Source organism: Bradyrhizobium sp. IC4059, assembly GCF_020193615.1.
Lineage (GTDB): Bacteria > Pseudomonadota > Alphaproteobacteria > Rhizobiales > Xanthobacteraceae > Bradyrhizobium > Bradyrhizobium yuanmingense.
In genome coordinates, this window is the sequence record NZ_JADYVH010000001.1 from 265,913 (window position 1) to 279,979 (window position 14,067).

A 14,067-nucleotide genomic window follows, 5' to 3' on the forward strand; every position below is an offset into this window, starting at 1 on the left:
GCGATTGACAGCTGTATTTAGTCGTGATGAACTTTTGGGAGAAAAATTTAGAAGCACTAAAGCCCACTCCTGTCCCTTTGCCGGGGTCTCGGGGGCGCGGGAGACGGTGCCGCGTGCGGAAACGGAGAGTGGGTCATGGCGGACGACACCGGCAAGTTCGGCGTTGGGGCAGGACATCTCGGCATTCCGAATCGCCGTCAATTCTTCCAGCTCGGCGCGGGCGCGGCCGCAGGCTGGACGCTTTCAGGGAACGCTTCCGCGCAGACCGAACGTCCCACCAATCCGCCGGACAAGCCGCGCGGCCAGGTGATCGCGGCGCTGTCGCAGGAGCCGACCGTCTTTCATCCCTTGATGCCGGGCATCGAGGTCGATCAGGGCATCTGGTGGCAGGTGTTCTCGCCGCTCTGGTACATCGAGCCCGACGGGAAATTCGTTCCCGACCTCGCCCGCGAAGTCCCGACCATCGAGAATGGCGGCCTCTCGGCCGACGGCCTGACGTGGAAGATCAAGCTGCGCAGCGACGTGAAATGGCACGACGGCACGCCGTTCACGGCCGAGGATGTCAAGTTCTCGCTCGAGCTGATCAACAATCCCGATTTCCGCGTCCGCAACCGCGTCGGCCACAGCCTCGTCAAGGACATCAAGGTCGTCGCGCCCGACGAGATCCACTGGCGAATGGAGGCTCCCTATTCGCCATATATGTCAATTCTCTCGCTCACCTTCATCGTGCCCAAGCACATCCTCGAGAAGGTGTCCGATCCTAATTCCTCGCCGTTCCACAACGCACCCATCGGTACCGGGCCGTTCCGCTGGGCCGAGCGCGTGCCGGGCGACCACATCCAGCTGAATGCCCATACCGGTTATCATGGCAAAGGACCTTACGTCGAACGCGTCGTTTTCAAATACATTCCGGACCTGACCGTTCTCTACACCCAGTTCCGCACCGGTCAGGTCGACTACACCGGCCTGCAAGGCATCCTGCCGAACTTCGTGCAGGAGGCAAAGACGCTGAAGGGCCGCAAGATCTTCGTCTCTTCGACCTCCTCGGTAGAGCATATCGCGCCGAACCTGGATTTTGGTCCTTTCACTGATCGTGCCGTGCGCGAGGCGCTCTATCTCGCCATCAACAAGCAGGCGATCATCGACGCGCTGAATTACGGTCTGCCGACGCCGACCGAGAGCTTCGTGCCGCAGCAGGCCTGGTCGTTCCAGCAGGGTCTGCCGCAGCACAAATACGATCCTGCCAAGGCCAACGCGCTGCTCGACGCCGCGGGCTGGGTTCGCGGCTCCGGCGGCATTCGCGAGAAGGGCGGCGCCAAGCTCGAATTCACCAACTCGACGACGTCGGGCAATGCGGTGCGCGAGCAGACGCAGCAGCTCCTGATCCAGGACTGGCGTGCGATCGGCGCTGCGATGCGCGTCAACAACATGCCGGCGGCGGTGATCTGGGGCGAGTTCTGGCAGCAGTCGAAGTTCAACTCGGTGCTGGTGTCGGTGAACTTCATGCTCGGCAGCGACCCCGACGTGACGCCGCGCTTCGGCTCCGGCGCCATTCCCGCCAAAGGCGGCCGCGGCTTCAACACCTATCAGTACAGAAGCCCGGAGGCGGATCGTCTGCTCGCTGAAGGCGCCAAGCAGTTCGAACTCGCCCAGCGCAAGACCACCTACGGCGATCTGCAGAAGCTGATCCGCAACGATTTTGCGATCCTGCCGCTGTTCCAGGGCTTCATTGCGGAGGGGGTGAAGGAGGGGCTGCAAGGCTTCCGTCCCAACATCAACACCTCCATCAATTGCTGGAACATCCGCGAATGGTATTGGGCCTGATGTCTCGGGCTGGTCGGATCGCCTGAGATGGCCCGCTACGTCGTCAATCGCCTGGCGCAGGCGATCATGCTGCTGGTGATCGTCTCGGGGATCGGCTTCGCCATCCTGCATCTGGCGCCCGGCGGGCCGCTGTCGCAGTTTGCCGTCTCAAGCCAGATGACGCAGGAGGATCTCGACCGCGTCACCAGGCAGCTCGGCCTCGATCGTCCGCTGCTGGTCCAATATCTCGACTGGTTCGGCCGCATGGTGCGGGGTGATTGGGGCAAGTCGTATCGCGACGGCGAGGCGGTGCTGTCGGTGATCTCCTCGCATCTCGGCGCCACGCTGGAGCTGATGGCGAAGGCGACCATCATCGCCGTGCTGCTCGGCTGCTGGATCGGCATCCTTGGCGCGCTACGCCGCTACTCGCTGTTCGATACGCTTGCCACCGTCGGCGCCATGATCGCGCTGTCGATCCCGACCTTCTGGTTCGGCCTCGTCACCATCTACGTCTTCTCGGTCAAGCTCGGCTGGTTGCCGGCGGGCAACCGGCACACCATTGGCGACGGCTCCTTCCTCGACCTGCTGCATCATCTGATCGCGCCGGCCATGGTGCTGGCGCTGGTCGAGACCGCGATGTGGGGCCGTTTCATGCGCTCCTCGATGCTCGAGGTCATCAACCAGGACTACATCCGCACTGCACGCGCCAAGGGCATGCCGGAATGGCGCATTCTCACGGTGCACGCGCTTCGCAACGCGCTGCTGCCGATGATCACGGTCGCCGGCCTGCAGTTTCCGACGCTGCTGGGCGGTGCGCTGGTGGCGGAGACCGTGTTCACCTGGCCGGGCATGGGCCGCCTGTTCCTGGATTCGATTGGTTACCGCGACTATCCCGTGGTGATGGGCATCCTGATGTTCTCGGCGACGATGGTGCTGATCGGCTCGCTGCTGGCAGACATCCTCTATGCCGTCGTCGATCCGCGCATCCGGGTGGGCTGAAGCGATGGCGACCGCAGCCCTCTCCACCGTTCAGCTCGCGCCCGGCCAGGCCGCGTGGCGGCGCTTTCGCCGGCATCGGTTGGCGCTCGCGGGCGCCTTGATCATCCTCGTGCTCGTGCTCGGTTCGACGTTCGGCCCCTACCTGCTGCCGTTCGACGACACCTACATCGACATCATGAAGCGGTTCGCGCCGCCGCTCTCCGGCGCGCATATTCTCGGCACCGACGAGCTCGGCCGCGACGTGCTGGCACGGTTGATGATGGGCGGGCGGGTCTCGCTCTCGATCGGCATCGTCGCGATGGTGATCGCGATGGCGGTCGGCATTGTCGTCGGCGCCTTTGCCGGGTTCTATGGCGGCGCGGTCGGCGCGGTGTTGATGCGGCTCGTCGACGCCGTGCTGTGCTTTCCGACCATCTTCCTGCTGCTGGCCCTCGCAGCGCTGACCGAGCCCGGTCTCGTCACCACCACCATATTGATCGCCGCCACGGCCTGGATGGCGGTGGCCCGCGTGGTCGAAGCCCAGGTGCGTTCGCTGCGCGAGCGTGAGTTTGCGGTCGCCGCGCTCGCCTTCGGCTCGTCGAACCTGCGCATCATGTTCCGCGAGCTCGTGCCCAACGCGATCGCGCCGATAGTGGTTGCCGCGACGCTCAACGTCGCCAAGGCGATCCTGCTCGAATCCTATGTCAGCTATCTCGGCTACGGCATCCAGCCGCCGGCGGCGAGCTGGGGCAACATGCTCAACAATGCGCAGATCTATCTCACCAGCGCGCCCTGGCTCGCGATCGCGCCGGGCGTCGCCATCACGCTCGCGGTGACCAGCTTCAACTTTCTCGGTGACGGCCTGCGCGATGCGCTCGATCCGCGAATGAACATCCCGTGACGCGCAAGACCTCTGACGCGCAAGAGCTCGAACTGAACTCCAGGAGTGCCCCATGTCCCCGCCGCTCAACCGCATCAACAGCGACGAACGCCTGCCGGCGCAGGTAGATGTCGTCGTCATCGGCGGCGGCGTCATCGGCGTCTCGGCCGCCTATCATCTGGCGAAGAAGGGGCACTCCGTCGCGCTGGTCGAGAAGGGCCATGTCGGCGGCGAGCAGTCGAGCCGCAATTGGGGCTGGTGCCGCCAGCAAGGCCGCGCACGCGAGGAGATCCCGCTCGCGCGCGAGGCGCTGCTTCTGTGGGAGGACATGCAGAACGATGCCGGCGTCGATGCCGGCTTCCGGCGAACCGGGGTGTTGTTCCTGACCAAGAGCAAGGACGAACTCGCCAGCTGGGAGCGCTGGGCCGCGGTCGCGCGCGAGATGCAGGTTCACTCCACCGTGCTGACGCCGACCGAGGTCGCCGAGCGCATGCCCGGCAACGCCGACACATGGGTCGGCGGCCTGCACACGCCGAGCGATGGCCGCGCCGAGCCGTCGATGGCCGTCCCTGCGCTCGCCACCGCCGCACGCAAGCACGGCGTCACCATCCACCAGGGCTGCGCCGCGCGCGGGCTGGAGACGACTGGCGGGCGCGTCAGCGCCGTCGTCACCGAGAAGGGCACCATCCGCACGCAATCCGTGCTGCTGGCGGGCGGCGCGTGGTCGTCGCTGTTCTGCCGCCGCCACGGCATCGAGCTGCCGATCGGACTCGTCAACGCCACCGCGTGCCGGACCACGCCGGGACCGGAGATCACCTCCGGCGCGCTTGGCACCGATTTCTACTGCATCCGCCGCCGCCTCGACGGCGGCTTCACGCTGGCGCTGCGCAACCGCGGCACGGTCGAGCTGTCGCCGGACCTGTTCCGTTACGCGCGCACGTTCTGGCCGACCTATCAGCATCGCAAGAACGGATTGAAGCTTTCGTTCGGCAAATCGTTCTTCGATCAGCTCATGCGCGGCACCAGCTGGAGTTTCGACAAGCCATCGCCGTTCGAGGTCGAGCGCGTGCGCGATCCCGCGCCCGACATGTCGCTGGTCAATGCGGCGCTGGCGGCGCTGATCAAGTCGAATCCGGAATTGAAGGACATCGAGATCGCCGAAGCCTGGGGCGGCACCATCGACTGCACGCCCGATACGATTCCGGTGATCTCGCCGGTCCACGCGCTGCCGGGTTTCTTCCTCGCGACCGGCTTCTCCGGCCACGGTTTCGGCATCGGTCCCGCCGCCGGCAAGCTCGCCGCCGACCTCGTGACCGGCGCGACGCCGCTTGTCGATCCGGCCGCCTACAGCCACAAGCGCATGATCGACGGCCGCCGGCTCGCGCCAGTCAGCCCGTTCTGAGGGCGGCATGACGGTTCTCTACAAGGCCAATATGGTGCGCGGCGCCGAGTGGGCGCGCTTCTTCGCGGAGCGCGCGCCTGATGTGCCGTTCCGGCTCTGGCCCGACATCGGCGATCCCGCCGCGGTGCGTTATCTAGTGGCCTGGGTGCCGCCGGATGACATCACGACGACCTTTCCCAATCTCGAGCTGGTCTTCTCGGTGGGCGCGGGCGTCGATCAGTTCGACACCACGACAGTCCCGGCGCACATCCCGCTGGTCCGCATGCTGGAGCCCGGCATTGCCGAGACCATGGTCGAATACGTCACCATGGCCGTGCTTGCCCTGCATCGCGATCTCCTCGATTTCATCAGCCAGCAGAGGCAGCAGGTCTGGCGCGAGATCCGGATCACGCCGGCCAGGCGCCGGCACGTCGGCGTGATGGGGCTCGGCCAGCTCGGCCAGGCCGTGCTGGAGCGGCTCAAGGCGTTCGGCTTTCCGCTTCTTGGGTGGAATCGTTCGCCGCGCGAGATCGAAGGCGTCACCTGCTATGCGGGGGCCGATGCCTTGCCAGAATTTCTGGCGCAGGCCGACATTCTCGTCTGCCTGCTGCCGCTGACGGATCAAACGCGCGGCATTCTCAATGCCGAGCTGTTCGCGCGCCTGCCGCGCGGGGCAGGGCTCGTCAATGTCGGACGCGGCCCGCATCTCGTCGAGGCCGATCTCCTCGCAGCCCTCGACAGCGGCGCGCTATCAGGTGCGGTGCTCGACGTCACCGATCCCGAGCCGCTGCCGGCAGGCCACCCGTTCTGGAGCCATCCGCGCATCCTGCTGACGCCGCACAACGCCAGCATGACCACGCCCGATACGGCCGTCGATTTCGTGCTCGACGTGATCGCGCGGCATCGTCGGGGCGAGGAGCTGCCGGGTCTGGTCGATCGCAGGCGGGGCTATTAGGGCAATCGCATGAGCATCGGCACAAAAAGATCTGATCAGGCCGTTGCCGAAGCACAGGCAGCGGTACTCTCCGTCTCCAGCCTCACCACCTCCTTCATGCTCGAGCGGCAATGGATTCCCGTCGTTCGCAAGGTCTCGTTCGACATCGCAGCCCGCGAAACCGTCGCGATCGTCGGCGAGTCCGGTTCGGGCAAGAGCGTCACCGCGCTGTCGATCATGCGGCTCATTCCGAGCGAGATCGGCCGGGTCGAGGGGCGCGTCATGCTGGCGGGGCGCGATCTGCTCGCGCTGCCCGAGGCTGATATGAAGGATATCCGCGGCAATGACGTCGCCATGATCTTCCAGGAGCCGATGACGAGCCTCAATCCGGTGCTCACCATCGGCTTCCAGATCGCGGAGGCGCTGATCCAGCATCGCGGCCTGTCGCGCGCGGCGGCAGAGGCGGAGACCGTCCGCCTGCTCGATCGCGTCCGCATCCCTGCGGCGGCGTCGCGCTTCCACGAGCACCCGCATCGCTTCTCCGGCGGCATGCGCCAGCGCGTGATGATCGCGATGGCGCTGGCCTGCAAGCCGAAGCTTCTGATCGCGGACGAGCCGACCACCGCGCTCGACGTCACCATCCAGGCCCAGATCCTGGAACTGCTCAAAGAACTTCAGCAGGAGGAGGGCATGTCGATCCTCTTCATCACCCACGACATGGGCGTGGTCGCCGAGATCGCGGACCGCACCGTGGTGATGTATGGCGGGCAGGCGGTGGAGACGGACGCCACCGCGCGCATTTTTGCCGCGCCCGCGCATCCCTATACGCGCGCGCTGCTCGCGGCCGTGCCGCGGCTCGGCTCGATGGACGGGCGGATGCGGCCGATGCGGTTTCCGATCGTCGACAAGGTGACGGGCACGTCGGACGAGCCGGCCGAGACGCCCGATACGGTCTCGCCCGCCGAGCGGCCTCTGCTGGAAGTCTCAAACCTCACGACGCGCTTTCCGATCCGCTCGGGCCTGTTCGGCAAGGTCTCGGGCCGCGTCCATGCGGTCGAGAACGTCTCCTTCACCTTGCGCGCCGGCGAGACACTGGCGCTGGTCGGCGAATCCGGCTGCGGCAAGTCGACCACCGGACGCTCCATCCTGAAGCTGACGCAGCCGGACAGCGGTACGGTCCTGATCGATGGCCAGGATGTGCTGGCCATGAACGGCCGGGCTTTGCGCGATGTCCGCAAGCACATGCAAATCGTGTTTCAGGATCCGTTCGCGAGCCTCAATCCGCGCATGTCGGTGGGAACGGCGATCGCTGCGCCACTGCTCGCCAACGGGCTCGCGACGGCGTCGCAGGCGCGCGACAAGGTCGCCGACCTGCTCGTCCGCGTCGGCCTCTCCGCCGACATGGCGGCGCGTTTCCCGCACGAATTCTCCGGTGGCCAGCGCCAGCGCATCTGCATCGCGCGCGCGCTCGCACTCGGCCCGAAACTGATCGTCGCGGACGAAGCAGTCTCCGCGCTCGATGTCTCGGTCAAGGCGCAGGTCGTCAACCTGATGCTCGACCTCCAGGCCAGCATGGGCCTTGCCTATCTCTTCATTTCCCACGACATCGCCGTGGTCGAGCGCATGAGCCACCGCGTCGCCGTGATGTATCTCGGCGAGATCGTCGAGATCGGCCCGCGCGCGTCGGTGTTCGGCAATCCGCAGCATCCCTACACCAGGAAGCTGATGGCCGCCGTGCCGGTGCCCGATCCGTCGCGCCGCGGCACGCAGCGACCAGCCTCCAACGACGAGATCAGAAGCCCGGTCCGCGCGCCGGATTATCAGCCGCCGGTGCGGCACTATCGCGAAGTGTCGCCCGGCCACGTCGTGCAGGTCTGGGGCGAGGAGTGGTCGGGCTGAGGCTGCGAGCTTCACGAAACCATGCGCGTATCTTTGATTTCGGCCAGACGCGGGCAGCGTGCTGACCAACCGCGCGTTGCAGATCCAGCATGTTCGCCGTCCGTTATCGCGAAATGAGATGCGTCCTTCGGAAATTGTGACCGAATAGAGCGACAGGGAGGACCGTGTGTGAACCGCTTCATACGCGCTCGCTCTCTTTCTGAATTACCACTCTCGCAACGAAAATTGCCGCACCTGGATCATTTGAAACACGGGTGAGATGCAATGCCTGCGCAGCCACATGCTCGCAGCTTTGGATTGGTTCCGTCTCGCTCACGAGCAAAACCAGTCCCATCACTCAGCAAAGATTCTTCAGAAATTGGAATGAAAGCGCATCGCGCAACTCACGCAGCTTCTGTTCGGGGTCGGCCGGTAGGCTGCTACTTACTCAGAAGGAGCTCCTATGAAGATAAGCAGCGCAATTTTCAGCGCCTTTTCTGCAACAAGGCGCGTCGGCAATCTTCGGATCGCCCGTTCCAGTCTGATCAAATCGGCCCATCTTCTTGAAAGAATCGGGCTGGCCTCCGTCGGGGCCTCTGGCGGCCTCTATGTTGGAGCAACCCTGTTACGTCAGAAGGCCGGTCTGTTTGAAAGCGGTTGGATCGTCCTAATAACGATGGCTTACGGAGCTCTTGGCTATTACATGGGGATTGATTTGTCGGGCAATGCCCCCGCGCAGAGGTCGACATCGAGCATCTCGGAAGAGTGGAACGGTTCCGAGCCGATAGAGATCATGAGTGCGGCCGGCACGTTCGGCGCGGCAATCGCTGCAACTCTGTCCGTCAGCATCCTTGTCCTTGATCAGAATCTGCCAAACGGCCTGATCGGCTTTGTTGCCGGCTGCTGGGTAATTGGTTCTTCGCTGCAGGTTGCGGCGGGCACGATGGCTCGCAGCTACGAAGCGCCAATCAGCGAGCAATGAAGGAGCCGCTGTCGCGGAAAACGTCCGTTCGGCACAAGCCGCAGTGTTGGTTCAGTTTCGGTTCGAAATGACCGCCACGACTCATCGCAACCTCCGCCGTCCAATGCTGCGTGCCGACGATGTTTGGTAGCAAAGCCGTTCGCATCGAGCAGCGTCACCACTTGAAAGTGATATCGGCAATGAGAAACCTAAGTTGTCGCGCAACAAACAAGACGTGCCATCATGGTGGTGTTGGTATATTGTCCCCGCGCGCCGTGGTCCAAAACTTCTGCTAACCGCTAACCACACGATCGGTGGAGCCAATGCAGATTGCGGAGTGGCTCGAGAAGCTGGGGCTTGCGCAATACGCGGAGCGCTTTGCCCAAAATGGGATCGACATAGGCGTCCTTCCCGAACTGATGGATGAGGACTTCGATAAGCTCGGAGTCCTGCTCGGCCATCGCCGCAAGATGCTGCGTGCTATCGCTGACCTCGATCCGGCCGCGTTGATCGCATCTCCCGCTCGTCCTCAGGACGCCGAGCGGCGTCATCTCACGGTCATGTTTTGCGATCTGGTCGGCTCGACTGCGCTCTCGGCGCGTCTCGATCCCGAGGATATGTGGGAGGTGATCCGGGCCTATCGCGCTGCCTGCGCGAGCGTGATTGCTGCTTATGATGGCAGGATAGCCAGATTCGTCGGCGATGGAATACTCGTCTATTTCGGCTATCCGCGCGCCCACGAAGATGATGCCGAGCGCGCGGTGCGCGCCGGCCTCGACATGATCTCCGCGATACGCCAGCTCAAGACAGGGACCGACGAACAAGCTGAACTGCGGATCGCAATTGCGACCGGACTTGTGGTGGTCGGCGACCTCATCAGCGGAGATGCGTCGGAGGAGCACGCAACCATCGGCGACACACCAAACCTCGCCGCCCGGCTCCAGAGTCTGGCGGAGCCGGGGGTCGTCGTCGTTGCTTCATCGACGCGCCGGCTGCTTGGCGATCTGTTCTCCCTGCGCAATCTCGGCCGTCGGGAGGTCAAGGGAATGGCAGACCCCATCGCGGTCTGGGCGGTGGAAGGCGCGACTGCATCCGAGAGTCGCTTCGAGGCAGTTCGTGCCGCGCGCTCGATCGGTTTTGTCGGCCGCAAGAACGAGATCGAGTTCATCCTCTCGCGCCAGCGGGAGGCATGGCAGGGGCGGGGCCAGTTCGTATTGATTTCCGGCGAAGCGGGCATCGGCAAGTCCCGTATTGTGGCAACGCTGTCGGAAAGCCCCTCGTTGGGGTTGCACCGTCGCGTGCGATATCAGTGTTCGCCTTACCACACCAATAGTGCGCTTCATCCCTTCGTCGCGCAGCTCGAGCGCGCCGCCGGAATTCGCTCGCACGACACGGCGGATCAAAAACTCGACAAGCTCGAGGCAATGCTCGCAATAGGAACCCAGCAGGTCGCCCGGGCAACACCGCTCATTGCGGCTCTGCTTTCGATTCCCACCGGCGACCATTGCCCGCCCCTCGGCTTGAGCCCGGCGCAGCAGCGGCGGCAGACTTTTGCCGCCCTTCTCGATCAGCTTGAGGGACTGGCGCGAGGCCAGCCGCTGCTGATCATCTGCGAGGATATGCATTGGGCCGACGCCACGACACTTGAACTGTTCGATCTCGCGGTCGATCGGATCAGGGGACTGCCGATACTTGTGCTCTTGACGTCCCGGCCGGAGTTCGAGCCCTCCTGGTCGGGCCTCGCCAACGTCAGTCTGTTGCGGCTCGACCGGCTCGATCGGCAGGACACGCGCGCGCTCGTCGAGCAGATTGTCGTCGGTCGCCAGCTGCCACGCGAGATGATGGAGCAGATCATCGACAAGACCGATGGCATTCCGCTATTCGTCGAGGAATTGACCAAGATGGTGCTGGAGTCCGGGCTGCTCGTTGAGGATGCCGGGCGCTACCGCCTGAATAATCCGCTGCCGCCGCTTGCTATCCCTGCGACGCTGCAGGATTCGCTGATGGCGCGGCTTGATCGGCTCGCTCCGGTCAAGGAGGTGGCCCAGATAGGAGCCGCCATTGGCCGCGACTTCTCGTACGCGCTGCTGAAAACCGTGGCGGGACGCGACGATCTGACGCTGGGCGCGGCGCTGGGACAACTTGAAGAGGCCGAACTGCTGCTGCGTCGTGGGACACCGCCCGAAGCAAATTACAGTTTCAAGCATGCCCTTGTTCAAGAAGCGGCCTACGAGAGCCTGCTCAAGAGCAAACGGCAGGTGCTTCACACGCGGATTGGCGATGTCCTGCGCGACAAGTTTCCAATCGTCGCCGAGACCGAGCCGGAAGTTCTCGCGCACCACTTCACCGAGGCGGGGCTGAGCGAGATCGCCCTCGAATGGTGGCGCAAGGCGGGCCAGCAGGCGTTGAAACGCTCGGCCTATTCCGAGGCGATCGCGCATCTCGGCAAGGCCATCGCGATCGCCGATCAATTGCCTGGCGAGCCCCACCGGATGATGAGCAGGCTGCATCTTCAAATCGCATATGGCCGTGCCTTGCGGGGCAGCCTCGGCCACAGCGCTCCGGAAACGGTCGCCGCATGGACGCGCGCGCGACAATTCGCAGCCGGTATCGATGATCCCGTTGAACTTGCGCCGGTCCATTCCGGCCTCTTCAATGCCTGCCTGACCCATGGCGAACTTGCTCCGATGCGGGATCTGGCGGATGCCATCAGGAGCGCCGCTGAGCGACGGCCGGACTCGCCGGTGGCCGCCGTCGTGGCCCATTGGACTGGGGGCGTGACCTGCTGGTTCGCCGGCGAGTATTTGAACGCGCGTACGCATCTTGAGCGGGCGCTGGCGATCTATCGGGCCGAACCGGATCCCGCGACCTTCAGGGCTTCGGCGCTGGATCTCCCGTTCGTGATCATGCGATTTCTCGCTTTGGTGCTCTGGCCGCTCGGCGACATCGCTCGTGCGCGCAAGCTCGCCGCGGAAGCGGTGGGTACTCCGGGAGAAAAACGGGCGCTGTCCCAGGCCAATGCGCTGGTTCATCGCGCTGTGTTCGACGGAGTATGCGGGGGCATGTTGCAGCAGACAGAGACGATCCTGGCGCTCGGTCTCGCGCGCGACCACACGATGCCGCTGTACGTGGCCGCCGGCACCTACCTGAACGGCCTCGCCAAGTGGCGTGCGGGAGACCGAATGACCGGACTGGCGGACATGCGTCACGGCTGGACCTTCCTGCACGAGAACGATTGCTACCTCTGCGAACCGTTCTGGGGGATGCATGTCGCCCTGGCGATTGCAGATTTAGGCGACGTCGAGACCGGGCTGGAAATCCTGGACGAATTGATCGCCGGGACGGGACAATCCGGCCAGCATTGGCTTGATGCCGAGCTGCATCGTGTCCGCGGTAAACTCTTATCGCGCCATAATCCTTCGGACGAATCCAGTGCCGAAGACGCCCTCAAGCGGGCGCTGGACATCGCACAACATCAGCAGACCAAGACCTTTGAGCTGCGCAGCGCTCTTGAACTTGCACGCCTGTACAAGACAAATGGCCGAGCGCGTACGCTATCCGAAGTGCTTGCGCCCGTGGTGGCTCAATTCGAGGCGGAGCATGGACTTCCCGAATTCGCGGAAGCGAAAGAGCTGCTTAGGAATGGGCGTTAGCCGCGCCGCCATTCGATCAGTACAAGTGCCGCGCCGACTTCAAGCCAGAATAGGTCGGCATCTTGTTCTCGATTCCCGAGCCGTAGTTCTCCGGTTTTGACACGTCTTAACCTGCTGTGGTGAAAGCTAGATATGCTTCTCGTGGTTGCGAGGGGGAGTCTGCTGCGGCGGCGAATCCTGATTTCGGCAAGCAGCTGTTGTCGGATTGCTCATTGTCTCAAGGCGCAGGCTTCATGCAAACACCTGGGCCATGCGGTGATAGGCTTGCCTTCGCAAGGGCAGGCGGAGCGACCAAAGCCCATTTGGAGATCCAGTCGTGGTTCGCCTGCATGTCGAACGTTTCATTCGCAGCCGGATCGCTCGGCGGTCCCTGGCGCTCGGGATCATCGCTCTCAGCGGATGGGCCCTGTTGCCGTATGTGACCTACCGAATCGCCCCCTCCGCCTATGTCAATGCCGAGCTCATGCGGGTGACTGCGCCGATGGCGGGTCAGCTCTCGTCAGATCTTCCACGCAAGGGCGAATATTTCGAGCACACCCGGATGGTGCCGCTGGTCGAGGCGCGTTCGCCGGATCGCCGGCACCTCATGGACCTTGATCAGCAGCTGGCCATGTCCACCAAACGCGCCGAGCTCGCACGCCGGCAACTCGAGGAAATCGCCGAGCTCGATCGCAAGCTCCGCGAGCGAAGCGAGGACTATCGTTCGGGGATGGTAGCGCGCCTGCGCCACGAGATAGGTGAAACGGAAGTTGAAAAAGGCGGCTGTCTCGCTGAGGCGCGGCAGCGGAACGATGTCGCGGGCCGGATGGAGCGGCTCGTGAAGCTCGGCATCAGTTCGCAGATCCGCTCCGGTGAGGCCCAGGCCTCGCAGGAGGCAACCGCAACGCGGTGCCAGATGGCCGATGAACGCCTGCGGCGCCTCAAGACGGAATTGGGGGCGGCCGACAAGGGCATTTATCTTCGTGGCGATGCCAACGACGTGCCCTATTCTCAGCAGCAGCGCGAGCGGCTTGTCCTCCGCCGCCAGGAGCTCGAGACAGACCTGTTGCAGAACAGCTCACGTGCCGCGCAGTTGGCCGCGGAAATTGCAGAGGAACGCACTCGACTTGATCGTCTCGATCACTACGATCTGTCCTTGCCCGCAGCCCATGTGGTCTGGTCGGTCGCGGCCAGCCCGGGCTCGATGGTCACGGAAGGGCAGTCGGTCTTCGATTTCGCAGATTGCAAACGCCGGTTTATCGTCGTTGAACTACCCGAGCGCGATTTCGAGAAGATCAAGGCCGGAGATGCGGCTACCGTCCGTCTGATTGGGAGTCGCGAATGGAAGAGCGGCCAGATCCGGCAGGTCCGCGGATCGGCCGCGTACGGCGATGATCGGCTGCTTGCGGCTCGGGTGCCGCGGCCTGATCCGGGCAACATTACCATTGAGATATCGCTTCCGCCCAATGAGACGTCGGCCGACCGCAACGGCTCCTGCGATATCGGACGATTGGCTGAGGTGCGCTTCGAGCGCAGAGCCGACGGCCTGCTACGATTGGTCAGCTCGAAGTTGAAATGGCTGACCGCTCGCCTGGAACTCGACCAATCGCTCCTGTGAGC

The 14,067-nt window shown here is 64.0% G+C and carries 9 protein-coding genes; all 9 read left to right on the forward strand.

The features are described from left to right. Nucleotides 1-135 precede the first annotated feature (135 nt). The 9 genes from I6F12_RS01215 to I6F12_RS01255 all read left to right on the forward strand — a co-directional run bounded on the left by I6F12_RS01215 (nt 136) and on the right by I6F12_RS01255 (nt 14,065). Complete coding sequence (locus I6F12_RS01215) at nt 136-1,824, forward strand: peptide ABC transporter substrate-binding protein (protein ID WP_057026065.1); 1,689 nt, start codon at nt 136-138, stop codon at nt 1,822-1,824. A 27-nt stretch (nt 1,825-1,851) separates the two neighbouring features. Beyond that, nucleotides 1,852-2,802, forward strand: a complete 951-nt coding sequence (locus tag I6F12_RS01220) for an ABC transporter permease (protein ID WP_225155317.1) — start codon at nt 1,852-1,854, stop codon at nt 2,800-2,802. Nucleotides 2,803-2,806: 4 nt separating this feature from the next. Next, nucleotides 2,807-3,682 (forward strand): ABC transporter permease, encoded by an 876-nt coding sequence (locus I6F12_RS01225; RefSeq protein WP_225112139.1) that lies wholly within the window; start codon nt 2,807-2,809, stop codon nt 3,680-3,682. Between the two features lie 52 nt (nt 3,683-3,734). Then, complete coding sequence (locus tag I6F12_RS01230) at nt 3,735-5,063, forward strand: FAD-binding oxidoreductase (protein ID WP_225155318.1); 1,329 nt, start codon at nt 3,735-3,737, stop codon at nt 5,061-5,063. A 7-nt stretch (nt 5,064-5,070) separates the two neighbouring features. Continuing rightward, the gene (locus I6F12_RS01235; RefSeq protein WP_036013135.1) at nt 5,071-5,997 is read left to right on the forward strand and encodes a glyoxylate/hydroxypyruvate reductase A; all 927 of its coding nucleotides are present in this window, start codon (nt 5,071-5,073) and stop codon (nt 5,995-5,997) included. 9 nt (nt 5,998-6,006) lie between these two features. Next, nucleotides 6,007-7,875: an ABC transporter ATP-binding protein gene (locus I6F12_RS01240; protein ID WP_225155319.1), complete on the forward strand. Its 1,869-nt coding sequence runs from the start codon at nt 6,007-6,009 to the stop codon at nt 7,873-7,875. A 442-nt stretch (nt 7,876-8,317) separates the two neighbouring features. Next, complete coding sequence (locus I6F12_RS01245; RefSeq protein ID WP_225155320.1) at nt 8,318-8,836, forward strand: hypothetical protein; 519 nt, start codon at nt 8,318-8,320, stop codon at nt 8,834-8,836. 302 nt (nt 8,837-9,138) lie between these two features. Next, entirely contained in the window at nt 9,139-12,468 is a 3,330-nt protein-coding gene (locus I6F12_RS01250; RefSeq protein WP_225155321.1) for an adenylate/guanylate cyclase domain-containing protein, read from the forward strand. Nucleotides 12,469-12,784: 316 nt separating this feature from the next. Beyond that, nucleotides 12,785-14,065 (forward strand): HlyD family secretion protein, encoded by a 1,281-nt coding sequence (locus I6F12_RS01255; protein ID WP_225112145.1) that lies wholly within the window; start codon nt 12,785-12,787, stop codon nt 14,063-14,065. Nucleotides 14,066-14,067: the final 2 nt, after the last annotated feature.

Excerpts from the sequence above, each read along its gene's own strand:
- I6F12_RS01215 (WP_057026065.1), top strand. The coding sequence starts at position 136 with ATGGCGGACGACACCGGCAAGTTCGGCGTTGGGGCAGGACATCTCGGC.
- I6F12_RS01220 (WP_225155317.1), top strand. The coding sequence starts at position 1,852 with ATGGCCCGCTACGTCGTCAATCGCCTGGCGCAGGCGATCATGCTGCTG.
- I6F12_RS01250 (WP_225155321.1), top strand. The coding sequence starts at position 9,139 with ATGCAGATTGCGGAGTGGCTCGAGAAGCTGGGGCTTGCGCAATACGCG.
- I6F12_RS01225 (WP_225112139.1), top strand. The coding sequence starts at position 2,807 with ATGGCGACCGCAGCCCTCTCCACCGTTCAGCTCGCGCCCGGCCAGGCC.
- I6F12_RS01230 (WP_225155318.1), top strand. The coding sequence starts at position 3,735 with ATGTCCCCGCCGCTCAACCGCATCAACAGCGACGAACGCCTGCCGGCG.
- I6F12_RS01245 (WP_225155320.1), top strand. The coding sequence starts at position 8,318 with ATGAAGATAAGCAGCGCAATTTTCAGCGCCTTTTCTGCAACAAGGCGC.
- I6F12_RS01235 (WP_036013135.1), top strand. The coding sequence starts at position 5,071 with ATGACGGTTCTCTACAAGGCCAATATGGTGCGCGGCGCCGAGTGGGCG.
- I6F12_RS01240 (WP_225155319.1), top strand. The coding sequence starts at position 6,007 with ATGAGCATCGGCACAAAAAGATCTGATCAGGCCGTTGCCGAAGCACAG.